The sequence below is a fragment of the Kurthia zopfii genome, assembly GCF_003143955.1.
Taxonomy (GTDB): domain Bacteria; phylum Bacillota; class Bacilli; order Bacillales_A; family Planococcaceae; genus Kurthia; species Kurthia zopfii.
Genome location: NZ_QFVS01000008.1, coordinates 44,089 through 61,660, shown reverse-complemented (window position 1 = coordinate 61,660; position 17,572 = coordinate 44,089). Strand labels below are relative to the sequence as shown.

21 protein-coding genes and 1 other annotated feature (1 of these 22 cut by a window edge) are annotated in these 17,572 nt (G+C 35.0%); of the genes, 12 read left to right on the top strand and 9 right to left on the bottom strand.

Going from position 1 to position 17,572, the window contains the following annotated elements; translation table 11 throughout:
• Window positions 1–82 precede the first annotated feature (82 nt).
• The 4 genes from apf to DF281_RS04855 all read left to right on the top strand — a co-directional run bounded on the left by apf (window position 83) and on the right by DF281_RS04855 (window position 2,163).
• Window positions 83–736 (top strand): aggregation-promoting factor, encoded by a 654-nt coding sequence (gene apf, locus DF281_RS04870; RefSeq protein ID WP_109349124.1) that lies wholly within the window; start codon window positions 83–85, stop codon window positions 734–736.
• Window positions 737–898: 162 nt separating this feature from the next.
• Complete coding sequence (locus DF281_RS04865) at window positions 899–1,165, top strand: hypothetical protein (protein WP_109349123.1); 267 nt, start codon at window positions 899–901, stop codon at window positions 1,163–1,165.
• 134 nt (window positions 1,166–1,299) lie between these two features.
• On the top strand, window positions 1,300–1,773 hold the full coding sequence (locus DF281_RS04860; RefSeq protein WP_109349122.1) for a hypothetical protein: 474 nt from the start codon (window positions 1,300–1,302) through the stop codon (window positions 1,771–1,773).
• A 114-nt stretch (window positions 1,774–1,887) separates the two neighbouring features.
• Window positions 1,888–2,163 carry a hypothetical protein gene (locus tag DF281_RS04855; protein ID WP_109349121.1) on the top strand — a complete coding sequence of 92 codons (276 nt, stop codon included), beginning with the start codon at window positions 1,888–1,890 and terminating at the stop codon, window positions 2,161–2,163.
• 41 nt (window positions 2,164–2,204) lie between these two features.
• On the opposite strand, the gene DF281_RS04850 is transcribed toward DF281_RS04855, so the two are convergent.
• The 4 genes from DF281_RS04850 to DF281_RS04835 all read right to left on the bottom strand — a co-directional run bounded on the left by DF281_RS04850 (window position 2,205) and on the right by DF281_RS04835 (window position 6,982).
• A complete protein-coding gene (locus DF281_RS04850) occupies window positions 2,205–2,813 on the bottom strand; it encodes a TetR/AcrR family transcriptional regulator (protein WP_166636070.1) in 609 nt (202 codons plus the stop codon).
• Window positions 2,814–3,437: 624 nt separating this feature from the next.
• A complete protein-coding gene (locus DF281_RS04845; RefSeq protein WP_109349119.1) occupies window positions 3,438–4,289 on the bottom strand; it encodes a GIY-YIG nuclease family protein in 852 nt (283 codons plus the stop codon).
• A gap of 109 nt (window positions 4,290–4,398) precedes the next feature.
• The gene (locus DF281_RS04840) at window positions 4,399–5,676 is read right to left on the bottom strand and encodes a dicarboxylate/amino acid:cation symporter (RefSeq protein WP_109349118.1); all 1,278 of its coding nucleotides are present in this window, start codon (window positions 5,674–5,676) and stop codon (window positions 4,399–4,401) included.
• 256 nt (window positions 5,677–5,932) lie between these two features.
• Entirely contained in the window at window positions 5,933–6,982 is a 1,050-nt protein-coding gene (locus DF281_RS04835) for a DctP family TRAP transporter solute-binding subunit (RefSeq protein ID WP_240605515.1), read from the bottom strand.
• Between the two features lie 124 nt (window positions 6,983–7,106).
• Between DF281_RS04835 and DF281_RS04830 the strand changes: the two genes are divergently transcribed.
• The 7 genes from DF281_RS04830 (at window position 7,107) to DF281_RS04800 (ending at window position 12,473) form a co-directional block, all read left to right on the top strand.
• Window positions 7,107–8,675, top strand: coding sequence for an ATP-binding protein (locus DF281_RS04830; RefSeq protein WP_240605514.1), 1,569 nt, complete (start codon window positions 7,107–7,109; stop codon window positions 8,673–8,675).
• 12 nt (window positions 8,676–8,687) lie between these two features.
• On the top strand, window positions 8,688–9,368 hold the full coding sequence (locus DF281_RS04825; RefSeq protein WP_109349115.1) for a response regulator: 681 nt from the start codon (window positions 8,688–8,690) through the stop codon (window positions 9,366–9,368).
• A gap of 65 nt (window positions 9,369–9,433) precedes the next feature.
• On the top strand, window positions 9,434–9,724 hold the full coding sequence (locus tag DF281_RS04820) for a hypothetical protein (RefSeq protein ID WP_109349114.1): 291 nt from the start codon (window positions 9,434–9,436) through the stop codon (window positions 9,722–9,724).
• A 117-nt stretch (window positions 9,725–9,841) separates the two neighbouring features.
• Window positions 9,842–10,414, top strand: coding sequence for a GNAT family N-acetyltransferase (locus DF281_RS04815; RefSeq protein WP_166636071.1), 573 nt, complete (start codon window positions 9,842–9,844; stop codon window positions 10,412–10,414).
• A gap of 102 nt (window positions 10,415–10,516) precedes the next feature.
• Window positions 10,517–11,035 carry a sigma-70 family RNA polymerase sigma factor gene (locus tag DF281_RS04810; protein ID WP_109349112.1) on the top strand — a complete coding sequence of 173 codons (519 nt, stop codon included), beginning with the start codon at window positions 10,517–10,519 and terminating at the stop codon, window positions 11,033–11,035.
• Entirely contained in the window at window positions 11,028–11,855 is an 828-nt protein-coding gene (locus DF281_RS04805; RefSeq protein WP_109349111.1) for a hypothetical protein, read from the top strand. Before DF281_RS04810 ends, DF281_RS04805 begins: the two co-directional genes overlap by 8 nt.
• A 117-nt stretch (window positions 11,856–11,972) precedes the next feature.
• Complete coding sequence (locus DF281_RS04800) at window positions 11,973–12,473, top strand: GNAT family N-acetyltransferase (RefSeq protein ID WP_109349110.1); 501 nt, start codon at window positions 11,973–11,975, stop codon at window positions 12,471–12,473.
• Between the two features lie 159 nt (window positions 12,474–12,632).
• Here DF281_RS04800 and DF281_RS04795 read toward each other — a convergent pair whose 3' ends face one another.
• The 3 genes from DF281_RS04795 to DF281_RS14705 form a co-directional block, all read right to left on the bottom strand.
• On the bottom strand, window positions 12,633–13,922 hold the full coding sequence (locus tag DF281_RS04795) for an arsenic transporter (RefSeq protein ID WP_109349109.1): 1,290 nt from the start codon (window positions 13,920–13,922) through the stop codon (window positions 12,633–12,635).
• Window positions 13,913–14,209, bottom strand: a complete 297-nt coding sequence (locus DF281_RS04790) for an ArsR/SmtB family transcription factor (protein ID WP_109349108.1) — start codon at window positions 14,207–14,209, stop codon at window positions 13,913–13,915. The genes DF281_RS04795 and DF281_RS04790 overlap by 10 nt, the downstream gene beginning before the upstream one ends.
• A gap of 73 nt (window positions 14,210–14,282) precedes the next feature.
• Entirely contained in the window at window positions 14,283–14,456 is a 174-nt protein-coding gene (locus tag DF281_RS14705) for a hypothetical protein (RefSeq protein WP_166636072.1), read from the bottom strand.
• Between the two features lie 316 nt (window positions 14,457–14,772).
• On the opposite strand from DF281_RS14705, the gene DF281_RS04785 reads away from it, so the two are divergent.
• Entirely contained in the window at window positions 14,773–15,375 is a 603-nt protein-coding gene (locus tag DF281_RS04785) for a hypothetical protein (RefSeq protein ID WP_109349107.1), read from the top strand.
• 42 nt (window positions 15,376–15,417) lie between these two features.
• Here DF281_RS04785 and DF281_RS04780 read toward each other — a convergent pair whose 3' ends face one another.
• Together DF281_RS04780 and trpE are read right to left on the bottom strand one after the other, a co-directional pair.
• Entirely contained in the window at window positions 15,418–15,990 is a 573-nt protein-coding gene (locus tag DF281_RS04780) for an anthranilate synthase component II (RefSeq protein WP_109349106.1), read from the bottom strand.
• Window positions 15,987–17,375: an anthranilate synthase component I gene (gene trpE, locus DF281_RS04775; RefSeq protein WP_109349105.1), complete on the bottom strand. Its 1,389-nt coding sequence runs from the start codon at window positions 17,373–17,375 to the stop codon at window positions 15,987–15,989. Before trpE ends, DF281_RS04780 begins: the two co-directional genes overlap by 4 nt.
• 71 nt (window positions 17,376–17,446) lie before the next feature.
• Window positions 17,447–17,572 (bottom strand) — a binding site (T-box leader); it runs 81 nt beyond the window's last position.

Genomic DNA, 17,572 nt, shown 5'->3' with positions numbered 1-17,572 from the left:
GGGCAATCGTTTTGTCATTGGAGTGAAATTTGGCCTTGGTATAGTTAGGTCAGTTAGAAAAACCGAGGAGGAAATTCAAATTATGAAAAACCAACTAATCGCAATTACAGGTGCATTAGCACTTTCAACTACAGCATTCGCAGGAGCAGCTTCTGCGAAAGAAATTACAATTCAATCAGGTGATACATTATCTGAATTGGCTTCAACACACAACACAACCGTTTCAACTTTACAACAATTAAACGGTCTTACATCTGACCTAATCTTTGCAGGTGCTCAACTAGAAGTTGGCGGAAACGGCGTAGCGACACAAGCTCCTGTTCAAAACACAACTTACCAAGCACCAGTAAAACAAGTTCAAACACAAACAACTTATAAAGCACCAGTGCAACAAAAACAAGCGGCTCCAGTACAAAAAGCAGCACCAGTACAAAAAGCGCCAGTGAAGCAACAACCAGTTTACAAAGCGCCAGTGAAAAAAGCTTCAACTTCATCAAATTACCAAGGTTCTTCATCTTCAGCGAAAAGCTGGATCGCAATGAAAGAATCAACAAACAACTACAACGCTCGTAGTGCAACAGGTAAATACATTGGTAAATACCAATTAGACCGTTCTTACTTAAACGGTGACTATTCACCAGCAAACCAAGAGCGCGTAGCTGACAAGTATGTTAAAGATCGTTACGGTTCATGGAATAATGCAAAAGCAGCTTGGCAACAAAAAGGCTGGTACTAAGCTTAAATAGTTAAAAGATCAAGGCGGGGATTATTCCTCGTCTTTTTTTGATTCAAGTTATATCGAAATGACAAGAGTTTCAACTTCTTCATCACTTTTTGAGATATATATATTTATTTTTCATGTAAAATAAGGTAAAATAGAAAAAAAGGGGGAATGTTTATGAAATTATTAATGATTATTTTAACGGTATTATTGGTTGTGATGGCTTTATTCTCCTTCTATGTGGCGTTTAAGAAGCATAAAGTTACAAAGGAAGGGTATTTAAGTTTTAAATCATCGTTCATGGAATTACTTTATTCAACAATCCAATTAACATCAGAGAAATTCATGAGCAAAAGACATGCTACAGCATTCTTTAAAATTATCGCATTTTCATATGGTGTTTTTATTCTCGCAATTAATGCATTGCTTTGGTTAGTCGTATGAGAATAACATAAGAACATACCTTGCTTTTGTCTAGATGATTGACAAATGTATAGGTATTTTTTTATGAAAATTTACATAGAATTCATAAGTCCTTAACGCTCTTTTTCTATACTAAGGGAAAGAGGGGGTTTGAAATGACGAACTTACAGGCAGTTACGTTGGAGCAAGTGCAATGTTTTCCTACATTTCTAATGAAGCAAACAGAACAGTTATTTCAATTATTAGATGCGAATATAGAGGCAGTTGAGTGGCATAAAGTTCAAGTAGACCGCTCATATATAGATATTCCTTCAATTATTTATAATGAAATGATTCATAAAGTGAAAATAACAGCATGCAGTAATATCGTCAAACAACAATACTATTGCTTGTTTAGCCGACATAATGAGTGGCAAACTCGCTTGAATTGTTTGAAAAAACTTTATGAAATCGACAGTTTATATAATTGGGCAATTCCTTTCTTAATGTTGAGTACGACTGACGAACATCCTGCAATCCGCACATTAAGTAGAAAGATCTTATCCACCTTTGATGCAAGGGAAATTGAACGAATTAGTTATAAAAACATCCAATTTATTAAAGCAATCAGATTGAATGGAATGAAGTAATTCCAACTATTTTATAGGAAAAAAGTGATTAAAAAAGAAAATAATCGATTTTTGTATATTTCAGATAATTATTTTATGTTATACTCTTTCCAATGGGATGGAAGGAGATTACATATGACGAACGATATGATGTACTTAGTTTTAATAGTTGTTCTTGTGTTATCATTACTCGCTTTGATTGCAAAAAGAAGTCAAAGTGGCGTTAAGGGGTTTAAATCATTAATCACACCGATCCTTAGTTATTTAATTGGAATCGTAATTTTATTATCATTTTACACACATACATTTGGTCCATGGACATTCTACGTATGCACCGTGCTATTCATTGGCGCATTATTTGGTATTAAATCGATGAGAGCTGCAATGGTTGAGGCAGCACAGCAAAAATAAAAAAAGTAGGTACGACGATTTCGAATCGCAGTACCTACTTTTTATTTTTTATTGTCGATATATTGAGAAACGATATTACTATAAGGGCCTTTTAATGATAAATGAACCATATACGTATACATTTCTTCAGCCGGGTATGGTTTCTTATTCGTAATCCACCAAACGATACATTCATAATACGCACCCGATACATAATGAATAATCAAATCTTTCGGAGCAAAATAATCAACTTTAGGTTGAACAACATCCATCCCTTTTTCGATATATTCCTTCAAAATATTGAAGATCTCATCACAGAGCGTCTTATCTTTGCGATTTACTAGGAATGTTTCGTAAAACACCCAGTTCTTTTCAATATGAGAAAAGAGCTTTTTAAAAATATTCGGCATTTCTTCAATACTAAACTCGGTTTTCAATTCTTCGCGCGTAAAAGTTAGTGACTTCTTCATATCTGCTAAAGTTAACGCAGTAAGTGCTTCTTTAAGAGCATCTATACTCGCGTAATGATTATAGAAAGTTGGGCGAGTGATCCCCGCAACATCACAAATATCTTTAATAGTTGGCTGATGTTCAGTTTTAGAAAAAATATGAAGTGCTGCCATATGCAACTTTTCTTGCGTTTTTAATTGTCGAGGGTCCATTTTATTCATCAAAGGAACACCTACTTTCATTTTTTAATAGTATATCATATAGCTTTAAAGTATCTTAGATGTTATTGGGTTTACATCGTATAAAAATAACGTTTTGTGTCGATTCCGTTACAAAAGGAAAGAATGTAAAAATGCACCAGTAACTAATTGGAATTATATCATATAAATTGATATGAATGGGTTTAAATCTACCCTTTCAATGATAAGAAATTACCAAATATGGTATAATTAAAGAACAGTAGTTCCCTCTCTAGAAGGGAGGGATTTATGTTTGAACATGCATTTCTCTGGTTCATAATTGCGGTACTATCGATTGTAAGATCTTCTGTAAGATTTACGTTCAAGAGGAAGAAAGGCAAGTTAGTACTCATGAAAGTTACGATCGGTATTGCAAAAGAAAAAAGAAAAGACTCTAATCCAAAAGATTAAAGTCGCAATGTAAATCATTTCAGCTGCTCGAACAGCTAAAGTGTGCGTCTCTCGCAAAAATCGATTAAACGGAGAGGCATAACACTGAAAGCTCGAACTTTCAGTTGATTAACTACTGTACTGGCGATGTGTAATGCATCGCCTTTTGCTATTTCATTGTATCATATACAAAATAAGAATTACATAATTTATCCTTTAGTTTTCTATAATTCGCGCGTTTTTCCCTAATTTTTTTCGATATAATTTTTTAATTTCAAAAATATCATCTTCTTCAATAATGTTTGGTAGCACTTGTAAAATCGAAAATTGGAATTTCCGATAATTTTCAGGATGTTCAAGTAGATGCGAGTGAACGATATGATAATTTCCGTGATGAGTTTCTACGAATTGAGACCAAGTAGATAAAATGCTGTTAGGCGTGTAAGAAGAACCGATAAAATGAATGCCAGCTTCTAAATCCGTAATCAAGTAAATAGCGGTCATCGTACTAAGTGCCGTATGCCACGACGCATATAAAATTGGATCCATAACGATTTCTTCTAATTCGTCAAAGGATAGTACTACAGACTGTGAGCCTTGATATACGTACTTTCCGGTATTTTGAATATATAAAACAGGTTTATCAATTTGCCCTGTTTGGTACCAAATATCTTCATCAGCTTGCCAATCAATAAATAAACGATTTTCTAAATCTTTAAAAATAGCGGTTTCTTCTAATGGGTGAAATACATTATTCGGATTTCGTAGTAGTGATTTAGGAAAGGTTTTAGGAAGTAAATCTTCTTTTAACGGCAATTCAATGCCCGTTGTTGAATAACAGCCAATAAATTTTGCCGTATTACCTTTTGCGCCAACAAAAACAAGCACATAGTCGATGTTTTCGAAGAATTTCGGCTTTTGTAATTGTGAGTATTCAAAGAGTTGATTCAAACTAAAAGCTTCACTTGGTCCAGGTTGTAATAAGGAATAACGAACGAGTTTAACTTTTGTCGCAATAAGACCTGCCCGAGGAAATAAATCAGATAAGAATAATGAATGACTTTGCATGATCACAACTCCTTGTAAGATTTCTTATCACTTAATACCTTTAATCAAGCTTCGCTAAACGAACGCATAAAAAAAGACCTACGAAAAATCGTAGGTCTTACATGATTAGTTAAGAATGCTTATGTGCGATTTCTTCAACAAGTTCTTCATGTTTGTCAGCATCATATTCATTTTCTAACTTAGATACGACAACTGTTGCGACAGAGTTACCAATGATGTTTGTGATTGCACGTGCTTCTGACATGAAGCGGTCAACACCGATCAGTAGGGCAATACCCGCTACTGGAATCATTGGGAAAGCTGCTAGAGTTGCTGCTAAAGTAACGAATCCTGAACCAGTAACACCTGCTGCGCCTTTAGAAGTAACCATTAAAATTAATAGTAAAGTGATTTGCTGCCAAATTGATAAATCTACATTATATACTTGCGCGATAAACATAGCTGCCATAGAAAGGTAGATTGCTGTACCATCTAAGTTGAATGAGTAGCCCGTTGGAATGACTAAACCAACAACCTGTTTCGAACAACCGAATTTCTCTAATTTCTTCATAATACCTGGTAATGCTGTTTCTGAAGATGAAGTACCTAATACGAGTAATAATTCTTCTTTAATGTAAGCAAGGAATTTGAAAATATTAAAGCCGAAGTATTTCATAATTCCACCAAGTATGATGAAGACGAATAAAGCCATCGTAATGTAAATACATGCCATTAGTAACGCTAAACTTTTCAGTGAACCGAATCCGAATGAACCGATTGTGTAAGCCATTGCACCGAATGCTGCTAATGGAGAAATAATCATCACCATACCAATTACTTTGAAGAAGATTTCAGAAGCGGAAGTCATAACTTTCATAACTGGTTGAGCCGCTTCACCGATTGATGCTGATGCTAAACCGAATAATGTTGCACAGACTAAGATTGGTAGTAATTCGCCATTTGCAATTGCTCCGACGAAATGTTCTGGAATGATATTCATAATGAATGGAACGAATCCTGTTTCTTGTGATGCTGCTGTATCCGTAAAGCCTTGTACGGAAGTAGTATCAATTTTTGAAATATCAATACCTGTATTTTTACCAGGTTGGATTATGTGTACGACGATAAAGCCGATTGCTAATGCGATCGTAGAAACGATTTCAAAGTAAATTAATGCTTTACCACCAATTTTACCAACTTTTTTCATGTCACCCATATTACCAATGCCGATGACAACTGTTAAGAAGATAATTGGTGCAATTAACATTTTGATTAATTTGATGAAAATATCTGCTAGAATTTTTAAATCTTTACCGAAACTCGGAAACATTGCTCCGACGATAATCCCAAGTATAATCCCCATTACTACTTGGAACGTAAGATTTTTATAAAGCTTTTTCTTTTTCATAATTTTAGCCCCTTTGTATTAATATGTAGTATGTTATCGCTTTCATACATATAATATATGCTGTATTAGTACAAAGGAATAATACGGTGATAAAGTTCTTTTTGGTTATTTTGGTCTTTTTTATGAAAAGCTTTACAAACGTTGATATAACAATAAAAAAGAAAGGTCAAACGATGATGTCCGACCTTTCTTTTAGAACGTAATGTTGAATTAGTAATAGTAAATATCATCTGAAAAGACATAAATATTACTTCATTCACTGTATATTTTTTTGTTGTAATACAGTCTGAATCTTCGTCAAATACGATTGAGCAGGTGTTGACTCAATATATTTGTATACTGGTTGGAAAGCTTTAGCCCAACGTTCTTTCTCCTTATTGGAAAGGTGATAGATCGGAAGGTCATTCGATTCAAGCTTCTCAAGATCGAGCGAATTCATTTTTTGAGCATTTTTAAAGTTCCATTTCGTTGTTTCAGCTAACGCTTCTTGAATAATGTGCTGATCAGCAGTCGAGAGTGATTGCCAGAATGATTGATTGATAATGACGGAATAAGCTAAAATACCGTGGTCCGAAAGCGTTAAATACTTCTCACGATCATAAAACCGCTTCGAGTAAATATTCGAAATCGTATTTTCCATCGCATCCATTTTCTTATTATTCATATCTGTAAACAATTCATCGAATGAAGAATTGATCGGGATTGCTTGAACGCTTTGGAATTGCTTAGTCAAAACATCACTCGGCATCGCGCGCACTTTCAAGCCGTGGAAGTCGTTCACTTGAATGATTTGCTTCTGCTCACTTAACATTTGTTTAAAACCATTTTGCCAAAAACCTAATGCTTTGATTTGCTTATTATTTAACTCGGCTAATAGGTCATCCGCCATTTCACCAGTGAATACTTTTTGAACCTCATCCGTAGTATGGAATAAATACGGTAGATCTAAAACTTCCCAAGCCGGAACTTCCTTCGTCATTTTTGAGAAACTCGGCGCAATCATTTGAACTTTATTGTCCTTAACAGCTGCTAACTCGGTTTCATCATTGTATAGTAGGGCATTCGGTGAAATCTCTACACGTATTTTATTATGCGACCGTTCAGCAACTAGTTGCGCAAACTTCATTGCGGCCTGTCCTTTAGGCGTATCTTCAGCAACAACATGGGAAAAGTGAATCGTGATTTGCTCACTCAACCCTTCTTGCTCCGTATCGTACGGGATTTTTTCATTTTGAAAGAGTCCTTGTTGAAAACCGATATAAATCGCTAAACCAACAATAATGGCAATTGCTGTTGTTATGTACATACGCAAGTAAAATCACCTCATTCTTGAATTAATGTCTTTCTAATTATACTGTCAATGCTACAATGGTAAAAGAAAAAGGAGGGATATGCAATTGTTCACAAGGAAGATTACGTTAAATAGAGGGATGATTGCATTAACTTTCTTCATTATCATCTTCTCGCTTTTTGTAGCAGGTATTTTCATTTTAGGTAGTATTATTAATTCAAAAGAAGCGGAATTAAAAAAACAATCAATGTTAGTAGCTCGAACGGTTGCGACACTTCCTGAAATTGAAAAAACGATTAGTAAAAAGCAATTATCAGATCTCGATAAAGCAGAAATCATTAATCCGGTCGTTGATCAACTACAAACGGTGAATGCAGCGAACTATATTGTTGTCATGACAATGGATCATGTCCGCCTTTCACATCCGCTCCATAGTAAGTTAGGGACTGTATCTACAACACCTGACGAGGAAGCGGCCTATTCGGAACATTATTATACGTCGAAAGCAAAAGGCGAACTTGGCGTTATGGTGAGAGCTTTTGTACCAGTAATGGATCAAAATCATAAACAAGTCGGCATCGTCACGGTTGGCTACTTATTGCCGACGATTGGACAAGTACTTTTTGATATGAAATGGGAAATTCTATTTGCGACCATTTTATCCATCATATTTGGATTATGGGGCGCTTTAATTTTAAGTAAGAAATTAAAAAAACAAATGCTCGATTACGAACCACATGAAATCGCAAAAATTTATACGGAAAGAATCGAAACTTTCAATGCGATGCATGAAGGGATTATCGCAATCGACAATGACTTTGTTGTGACGATCTTTAATCCTAAAGCAAAACAGATTTTAGGTGTAGAATCAGATGATTTACTCGGCAAGAAGATTTATGATTTACTACCAGATACAAGACTTCCTGAAATTTTAGATTATAATCAACCGATTTATAATAAGGAATTGTATATTAATAAGCATACGATTCTTAGTAACCGCGTACCGATTGTTGTTGAAGGCGAAACAGTTGGAGCAATCGCCATTTTCCAAGATCGCACAGAAGTGAAGAAATTGGCGGAAGAATTAACGGGTGTGAAAGAGTTCGTACAAGCACTTCGTATTCAAAATCATGAACATAAAAACAAAATGCATACAATCGCGGGTCTATTACAGTTAGGAAATCATAAAGAAGCTTTGGACTATGTAGTTGATGTCCAAAATGAACAAGAAGAAATGACCGACTTTTTAAATAATCGCATTCAAAACCAAAATATCGCCGGTTTACTCCTAAGTAAGATTAATCGAGGGAAAGAGCTTGATATAATGGTAGAGGTTGATGAAGAAAGTCAATTAAGCAAATTACCGGAAACAATTGATTTCCATGATTTTGTTGTTATATTAGGCAATTTAGTCGAAAATGCTTTTGATGCTTTGCAATTATCTTCAATTGACCATAAGGAAATCTTTATTAGTATTGATCAAAATGACGAAGTATTAAGCATTCTTGTTGAGGATAATGGGATCGGTATGACCAACGAACAAATTGACCGTATTTTTGAATCAGGTTTTACAACGAAGGATTCAGATAATCACGGAATTGGTCTATATTTAATAAATGGCATCATTCATAAAGCGAATGGACAGATAGAAATCCATAGTGCAGTTGATGAAGGGACATCAATTGCAGTTACTTTTGAAATGGGATAAAGGGGTATTAAAATGATAGAAGTATTACTAATTGAAGATGATCCAATGGTAAGACAAGTGAACACGCAGTTTCTACAACAAATTGATGGCATCTCCATTGTCGGTGTAGCGAGTAACGGTATAGAAGGTATGGAACAAATTCATAAACTTCAACCGGATTTGGTATTAATGGATTTATTTATGCCGAAGCAAGATGGTGTTGAAACATTACGTCAAATTCGAGAAGCGGGACTTTCAATTGATGTTATTACAGTAACAGCAGCAAATGATATGAAAACAATCGAGAAAATATTGCAGTTGGGCGCATATGATTATATTATGAAGCCTTTCACTTTTGAACGAATGAAACAAACGATTGATCGTTATTTGCAATATAAGTCGGTTTTTAAGAAACATGAAGAATTCAATCAAAATGAACTTGACGCACTCATTCATCCAACGCGTGTGCAAGGACATTATCGTGATGCATTACCTAAAGGACTAAATGGTGCGACACTTGATAAAATTATTAGATGGATTGGCGACCAAGATGAACTTGTGACAGCAGTTGAAGTAGCAAGTGGTGTTGGAATGGCTCGGGTAACAGCGAGAAGATACTTAGATTATTTAGAAAAACAAAATCAAGTTGAAATTGATATTCAATACGGTGGTGTAGGCAGACCAGTGAATAAATACCGTTTACTCAAAAAGTAAACGGTTTTATTTTACTTTTATAGGGGAATATCTCTACTAGAATGAACTAGAGAGAAGGTGCATGTTTGCTAATTGTACTCATCGTATCAATCATCGGATTTTTAGGCGTTCCCTTGTTAATATTGAATTCCAGTATGAAGTTTGAGGAAAAGAAGATCGATTTACTTTTGAATAGTCTTGAACATTCACCTCAAAAACTTCAGGCAGAGCATCATGTAAAAGTAAAAAATCCAACATTACCTCCAATGCCCGAAATGCTTAATAGCGTAGCGGATACTTCACAACCTGTACCCGATTCAGCGCAACCAATTCCTTTGAAAAATCGAATTGCCTCTATGTTTCAAAAATGGATTTAGTAGATTATTACTAAGTCCTCTACATATACCACAAATCGATTACAAAAGTAGTCGATTTTTTTATGGAAAAATAAGGTGTGTATTGCTATGATTATTTTGAAAAGGGGCGAAAACAACATGAAATCTATTGAGCTGAAAAATGAAGTCGTAACATTACGCGCTATAAAAAAAGAAGATGTTGAAGCGGTATTTGAAGCGGGACATTATGCAGAGATTTGGCAATATATGAGTAGTAAAATAGAAAGTCGATCAGATGCAAAAGCATATATAGAAGATATACATAAAAAAATGGAAGCAGGAAATCAATATACATTTGCAATCATAGATACGATTACCAATGAATTAATTGGTTCAACTCGATTTTATAATATCGATGAAGCGAATAAATCGGTTGAAATTGGCTATACATGGTTAACACCGACCGTTTGGCGTTCATCTATTAATACAAATTGTAAATATTTGTTATTAAATTATTGTTTTGAAAATTGGGGTGTAAATCGCGTTCAAATTGTTGCGGATGAACGAAATGAACGTTCATGTAATGCCATTAAACGAATTGGAGCAGTTCAAGAGGGTATTCTCCGAAAACATATGATTCGTGCAGATGGATTTGTTCGAAATTCGGTTGTTTTTTCAATTATTAAAGAAGATTGGCCACATGTCAAAATGAATTTACAAGATAAACTATAAAGTAATAAATCTATTGGAGATCATAAAACTTCATTAGATTTTTTATATGGAAAGCCAAATGAAGTAAATCGTAGTCTAATGAATAGAAAGGGAGGGGAAGCTATGGAAAAATATATTAGAAAAGCAAGGAAAGGAAATGCGGATGCTTTTCTAAAAATCCTCGAGCATTATAAAGAAGATTTGTATCGGATTGCATTCGTATATGTAAAAAATGAAGCGGATGCATTAGATATTATGCAAGAAGTTGCGTATAGGTCCTTTAAGTCCATTCATCAATTAAACGAAACGGCTTATTTAAAAACATGGTTAACGAGGATTACGATTAATTGTTCGGTTGATTTATTAAAGAAATCGCAACATCTTTCATTTTTCGAAGAGATTCCTGAAGCTGAATTTGAGTTTGAAGCGGATCATATTATGAAAATGACGCTTGAAGATTTACTAAAAATACTTTCTGTAGAAGAAAAGACTGTCATACTACTTCGTTATTATGAACAATATACATTTCAAGAAATCGCCAACCTTTTAGACATTCCACTTGGAACTGCGAAAACAACTGTATACAGGGCGCTTAAAACTTTGCGTCAATCTATGATAGAAAGGGGTTCTACTGATGAATAATCATTTAAAAGAGATTGAAATCCCGAAGAAGCTTGATCAAAAGATAGAAGCAGGTGTTAGAATGCATAAAGTTAAACGAAGAAATAAAAAACCTTTTCTTTTTGTCGCAGCGGCTTTTGTATTAATGATTATTTGTGGTTATGCTCTAAAAAGTATTCAAACGACTGATCCAAGTGATTCTTCACTAAAATCTGATATGATTGCAACTTTTTACTATGAAGGAAATCGTTATGTTATGAGCGATTCACCAACTAGTTCAACGACGCTGAATAAATTGAAAGATGCGTATTTAGGAAAAACAAAAGGTGGCATTGATGAGTTTGGGACTGTAGACGAAGATAATTTCACTTCTACAGGAGCGGGCGATACAGTTTATACGATGAAAGGATATAATAAAGAATATCGTCTATTGCTAGAGTCTCAAGATGGTCAAACATTGATTTTTGAAAATGCTAAGGAACCGATTGCGTTTATACATGCTTTAAAACTAAAAAACAATGTTAATAAAGTAGCGTATCGTAATTATTCTGATTGGGATTATGCGCGTGATGCATATCATACTGTATCGCTGAATGAAGCGGTGACTGATTTTGTTAATGAACTTGAGCATGCAGCAGCAATTGAAAGAACTATAGGTGATACAACTTATGAAGAATATCGGAAAGAAGGATCTTTCAAAGAATTCACGCTTTATATGAAAGATGGAACAGTTAATCAATTCATACTTTTCAAAAATGGATTGATTCATTATCCAAATAGTGATTATTATTATAAGGTGAGTCAAAAGGAATTTAAAGCCTTTTGGAAAATGCTTAAATAAGCCGTTTTAACACTTCGAAGTGTTTTTATAGCTAATTATTCGGTTTTAAAGATTAAATGTCGCAATGGAGCGGTTAAACGGTAATTAACGCTATATAACAAGGACAGGGGAATAGTCATGGGAGAATTACAGTTTAGAATTGCAAATATAGAAGATTTACCTAAAGTTGTTGAGATTTATAATTCAACAATTGCTAGTCGAATGGTTACAGCCGATTTAGAGGAAGTATCTGTAGCGCAAAGATTACCATGGTTTGAAGCACATAATCCTGAAAAAAGACCATTATGGGTAATGGAATTAAATAATGAGATTTGTGGTTGGATCAGTTTTCAAGATTTCTATGGACGTGTAGCGTATGAAGCGACTGTTGAAGTAAGTATTTATTTGGATGCTAATTTTAGAGGTCATGGATTAGGTACAAAAGCGATCCAATATGCATTAGAAATGTGTCCGAAATATAAAATCGAAACATTATTAGGATTTATTTTTGCTCAAAATGAGCCAAGTATTCGTTTATTCAAACATTTTGGATTTGAATCTTGGGGTCATTTGCCAGCAGTTGCTGAACTAGACGGAAAAAAATGCGATTTAGTGATTTTAGGCAAAAAAATCTCATAAACTATTAATAAGCGGAATTTTTGTATTCTGCTTATTTTTCTCTCAAATATCTCAATATCACAAGTATTCTTAATTATGAAATATAACTTCCTATAATTTATATTATGTAAACTAAAAAGAGAAAAGGAAATTCGCAGCAAACGAAATTCCTTCTCTTTCTTATAAAATCCTCAATGTTATATACAACCCGATTAACGTAATAAACAAGATTGGGATCGTTAAGATAATCCCTGTTTTAAAGTACGTTCCCCATGAGATTTTGATTCCTTTTTTTGATAATACATATAACCATACTAAAGTTGCTAATGAACCGATCGGTGTAATTTTCGGTCCTAAATCTGAACCAATTACATTCGCATAAATGAGCGCATCTTTTGTCACGCCCGTTGTGTGCGTTTCAGCAATTGCTAACGCATTGATCATCACTGTCGGTAAATTATTCATGATCGATGATAAAATCGCTGCTAAAAAGCCCATAATGATTGTTACGGCAAATAATCCATGCTGCGCTGTCCATTCAATGAATTGCGCAAGAATATGCGTAAAACCAGCATTTCCGAAGCCATAGACCACAATATACATGCCAATTGAAAAAATAACGATATTCCAAGGAGCATTTTTAATTATCGCAGTTGTATCAACAGATTCCCCTGTTTTTGCAATAAAGAAGAATACAATTGCAATGGAACCGATAATAAACGACACAGGAATGCCAAATGGTTCACTCAAAATATAACCAAATAATAAAACAACCATCATAATCCATGAGATTTTAAATAAACGAGGTTCTTTTATCGCTTCTTTTGGTTCTTTCAGTAATGTTAGATCATAACTCCGTGGAATAGATTTTCTAAAGTAAATTAGTAATACTAAAATCGTAGCAATAATCGAGAAAATATTCGGTAAAAACATGTGTAATGCATATTCCATAAAGCCAATTTGGAAGAAATCTGCTGATACGATGTTAACGAGATTACTGATGACAAGTGGTAACGACGTTGTATCCGCGATAAATCCACTTGCAATTATAAAAGGAAAAATCATTTTCTCCGAGAAATTCAAATGGCGAACCATCGCAAGAACAATCGGTGTCAAAATAAGAGCAGCACCGTCATTTGCGAATAATGCAGCAACGATTGCACCGAGTAAACTAATTAAAATAAGCAATCGAATGCCACTACCCTTCGCAAAACGCGCCATATGTATGGCAGCCCATTCAAATAGACCGATTTCATCTAAAATTAACGAAATAATAATAATCGCGACAAATGCTAGCGTAGCATTCCAAGTGAGATCGACGACTGATTTCACATCGTTAAAGTCAACGACATCAAATAATAATGCGAGCAATGCACCAATTGTCGAAGTCCATGCAATGTTTAATCCTCTCGGTTGCCAGATGACAAAAAGGATCGTTAAAGCAAATATAATTGTAGAAATTAACAACATGAAGTCCCCTTACTAGATAAAAATTCAATTTCATCGATAATTTTCGCTGGAATTGGCGCTAAGTTTTCATTGATCCGAAAGTATTTCCATGTCCCTTCTTTTCGTTCTTGAATGATGTTCGATTCTTTCAGCTTTTTTAGATGTTGGCTAACTGCTGGTTGTGAAATCTGTAAAACATCCGTAAATTCACATACGCATAATTCACCATTTTTAAGCATGGCAATGATTTTCAATCGATTTAAATCGCCTAACACCTTTAACTGTTGTTCGAGTAGTAATAAATCCATGAATTCAACCCCTTATATAAGTGTTCACTTATATAATAAACAAAATAAAAAAGACATTCAAGTAAGAATGTCTTTAATACGCGCCACCTTTAGAAGAACGATTACTTTTAGTAAAGCGTGCTTCGATGTTTGAGTGTTTTCTATGTTGGATTGAACGACTTTTTTGGATCCGATTAATGACTTGTAAAATGGTGAAGATTACTACTAAAGCAATAATTAATGAAAAGCTCCCAATAATCCACGACACTTCAATAACCTCCAGCAAAATTCTAATTCCTTATGTAAATAACCTAATAATTGGAATTACATTCATTATATATACAACCGATCCAAATTGACAAGTTTTAACTAGTTCTAGAAGTATCTGATACATTCCCTTGTGAAATGTGCATTTGAAAAATGGGGAATAGGATAAAAAAACTGCTTGAATTTGAAATATCATAGAAAAAAATCACTTATTTATTAAATATGCCCTTTTTACCAACGAAGAACAAATGTTCTATTTACTTATTTGTAGAAAATTCTGTATAATAAATTTAGCAAAATGACTTGGAGGTTTTAATATGATTAATGTAAACAAGTTGGTGCAAGATGGCATTTCATTAAGAAATCAAGGAAGTTATTCGAAAGCTCGCTTAAAATTTACCGAAGCAATACAAGTAGAACCATTCAACTCAAACTATTATCGACAATATGGTCAGTTGTCATATTTACTCGGTGAACATCGATACGCATTTGCTGCTTACCTTTCAGCCTTGCATATTGAAGTTGCTAAGGTGGAACATTACGGATTAACAGAAGAATCAAAACCTTTATATGATCGACTACCAAGTAAAATCAAAAAAAGCCTACCTGTTAAAGGAGCATTAATGCTCTATTATGACACAAACACCTTACGACATTTAGCGCATGCGATCGCTGATTTTGATGAAGAAATGATGAGTAAAGAACCGCAGCTACTTGCTTTTAAACAACTATATGAAGCCGACCTTAAGGGCGATTACAAATCACTTCAGTCATTAATGGGTGTATTCAATCGTTCATTGGACGACATTCGAGAGGAAGAAGCCGAATTTTATATTTATATTGGTCGAGAGCTTGCACTTGAATGGATCAAATGGAAACAAATCGATAATTTAGATGTTGGTCAACTTTATTTCCCTTAATCAAAAAGAGAACTCTGCAAAAAATGAGAGTTCTCTACTATTTCAATCTAAATAATTTAAGAAATTTCGAATCATTTGATTACCTTCACTAGTCGCAAAAGATTCAGGATGGAATTGTAAGCCGAAAATCGCAAAATCACGGTGTTTAATCGCCATAATTGTTCCATCTGAAACTTCAGCATGAACTTGTAATGGCGTCCCTTCCATACTTTCTAAATCCACTGTTAATGAATGGTAGCGCATCACTTCCGTCGCTGGAGAGCATTCATTAAATAATCCCTCAGAGTCGTGGTTCAAAGTCGAACAGCTCCCATGAATAATTTCCTTTGCTTGTACTATTTTTGCTCCAAATGCTTGTGCAATCGCTTGATGGCCAAGGCAAATGCCGAGAATCGGATAATCAGCATATAATTGCTTCACAACCTCTAAACAAATACCCGCTTCATCTGGCGTACCTGGTCCAGGAGATAGAACAATCGCATTTGGATTCAATTTTCGAATTTCATCAATTGTTACGGCATCATTTCGCACAACTTTGACGACCGCTCCAAGCGATTGAAGCTGCTGCACAAGATTATACGTAAAGGAATCATAATTATCGATTAGTAAAATCATTGAATCACCTCCAGCAAAGCACGTGCCTTATGCATCGTTTCCTCAAACTCTTTTTGCGCAACCGAATGAAGCACAACACCCGCTCCCGCTTGAACATGCGCAGTTTGATCTTTAATGACCATCGTCCGAATGGCCAATGCTAAATCTAAGTCACCAGATTTTGAAAGATAGCCAATTGCCCCAGCATATACGCCACGTTTAACCGGCTCAAAGTGATGAATCAATTGCATCGCACGAATTTTAGGCGCACCAGACACGGTTCCTGCTGGCAAACAACTCGAAATCACATCTAATGCATCAATACCGTCTTCAAGTTCTCCAGACACCTCTGACACAATGTGCATCACATACTTATAACGCTCAATGGCCATATAGCGATCAATCGAAATAGAATTTGTTTTACACAGTTTGCCGATATCATTTCGAGCAAGGTCTACTAACATACGATGTTCGGCTAATTCCTTTTCATCAGCAAGTAATTCCTCTTCCATACGTAAATCCGCCTCAGCGTCCGTTTGACGAGGTCTAGTGCCAGCAATTGGATTAGATATAATTTTACGCTTAGAAACCTTCACAAGGCTTTCTGGAGACGTTCCAAGCACCGTATATTCATGAAATTGTAAATAATACATATACGGAGATGGATTTGCTACACGTAATTTACGATACACATGAAGTGGATGATCGTCATAATGTGCCGAAAACCGCTGCGACAGCACAATTTGAAAAATATCCCCTGCAATTATATGCTCCTTACAACGTTCAACCGCTTCACAAAATTCATTAGCAGCCCAAGTTGGTGAAAATTTTAAAGAAACATCCTTTGAAGGTATTGGATGAATCGCTTTGCCTAATGCATTTTGTAGTACTTCAAGACGCTTTTGTAGAATCTCTTGTTCAAGTTGCTCATCGAATAAATCCACTGTCGCAACGATTATGCTATTTTTAAAATGATCATAAATAATAAACGAATCAAAAAATAATAAATGAAGATCAGGCATTTGAATCGAATCATCCAGATCATCGATTAACTTTTCATTATAAAAAGCAGTCTCATAACCAAAATATCCTACTGCCCCGCCATAAAATGAAAAAGGAAGTGCGTTATTCACTTTTGGCATAATCTCTCTTAAATGTCGCAAAGGGTTTTTGTCCCGAATCGACTGAACCTGACCTTTATGTGTAAAAGTCGACTTCTCCTTCTCTGCGATAAAACTTCCGCAAGGGTTTCTCGCAATAAATGAAAAGCGCCCTTGTTGCGCATGATTTGAAGAGGATTCGAATAAAACCTTTTCTTCTCCCTCAAGCGCCTGGAATATTGAGATTGGCGTATGCATATCTGCTTCCATCTCAATTTGAATAAAATTACTCTGCTCAACTGTCATTTGTAAAACTCCTCTCAGCTCTGCTCAATCTTCCTTCAATGAAAAAATCCCCCATAGAGAAATTAATCTCCATGGAGGACGAATCGAAATCCGCGGTACCACCTCAGTTATGGCCTATGCCATCGCTCGCAGGTAACGGCTGCCGCCGGATGTCTCTACTGAATCATTCAAGGCATCACTCGTAGGTCCATTCAAAA

Coding starts and splice junctions, on each gene's coding strand:
- DF281_RS04860 (WP_109349122.1), top strand. CDS start 1,300: ATGACGAACTTACAGGCAGTTACGTTGGAGCAAGTGCAATGTTTTCCT.
- DF281_RS04825 (WP_109349115.1), top strand. CDS start 8,688: ATGATAGAAGTATTACTAATTGAAGATGATCCAATGGTAAGACAAGTG.
- DF281_RS04830 (WP_240605514.1), top strand. CDS start 7,107: ATGATTGCATTAACTTTCTTCATTATCATCTTCTCGCTTTTTGTAGCA.
- DF281_RS04800 (WP_109349110.1), top strand. CDS start 11,973: ATGGGAGAATTACAGTTTAGAATTGCAAATATAGAAGATTTACCTAAA.
- DF281_RS04795 (WP_109349109.1), bottom strand. CDS start 13,922: ATGTTGTTAATTTCTACAATTATATTTGCTTTAACGATCCTTTTTGTC.
- DF281_RS04835 (WP_240605515.1), bottom strand. CDS start 6,982: ATGTACATAACAACAGCAATTGCCATTATTGTTGGTTTAGCGATTTAT.
- DF281_RS04865 (WP_109349123.1), top strand. CDS start 899: ATGAAATTATTAATGATTATTTTAACGGTATTATTGGTTGTGATGGCT.
- DF281_RS04845 (WP_109349119.1), bottom strand. CDS start 4,289: ATGCAAAGTCATTCATTATTCTTATCTGATTTATTTCCTCGGGCAGGT.
- DF281_RS04805 (WP_109349111.1), top strand. CDS start 11,028: ATGAATAATCATTTAAAAGAGATTGAAATCCCGAAGAAGCTTGATCAA.
- DF281_RS04815 (WP_166636071.1), top strand. CDS start 9,842: ATGAAATCTATTGAGCTGAAAAATGAAGTCGTAACATTACGCGCTATA.
- DF281_RS04855 (WP_109349121.1), top strand. CDS start 1,888: ATGACGAACGATATGATGTACTTAGTTTTAATAGTTGTTCTTGTGTTA.
- apf (WP_109349124.1), top strand. CDS start 83: ATGAAAAACCAACTAATCGCAATTACAGGTGCATTAGCACTTTCAACT.
- DF281_RS04840 (WP_109349118.1), bottom strand. CDS start 5,676: ATGAAAAAGAAAAAGCTTTATAAAAATCTTACGTTCCAAGTAGTAATG.
- DF281_RS04780 (WP_109349106.1), bottom strand. CDS start 15,990: ATGATTTTACTAATCGATAATTATGATTCCTTTACGTATAATCTTGTG.
- DF281_RS04810 (WP_109349112.1), top strand. CDS start 10,517: ATGGAAAAATATATTAGAAAAGCAAGGAAAGGAAATGCGGATGCTTTT.
- trpE (WP_109349105.1), bottom strand. CDS start 17,375: ATGACAGTTGAGCAGAGTAATTTTATTCAAATTGAGATGGAAGCAGAT.
- DF281_RS04790 (WP_109349108.1), bottom strand. CDS start 14,209: ATGGATTTATTACTACTCGAACAACAGTTAAAGGTGTTAGGCGATTTA.
- DF281_RS04785 (WP_109349107.1), top strand. CDS start 14,773: ATGATTAATGTAAACAAGTTGGTGCAAGATGGCATTTCATTAAGAAAT.
- DF281_RS04850 (WP_166636070.1), bottom strand. CDS start 2,813: ATGAATAAAATGGACCCTCGACAATTAAAAACGCAAGAAAAGTTGCAT.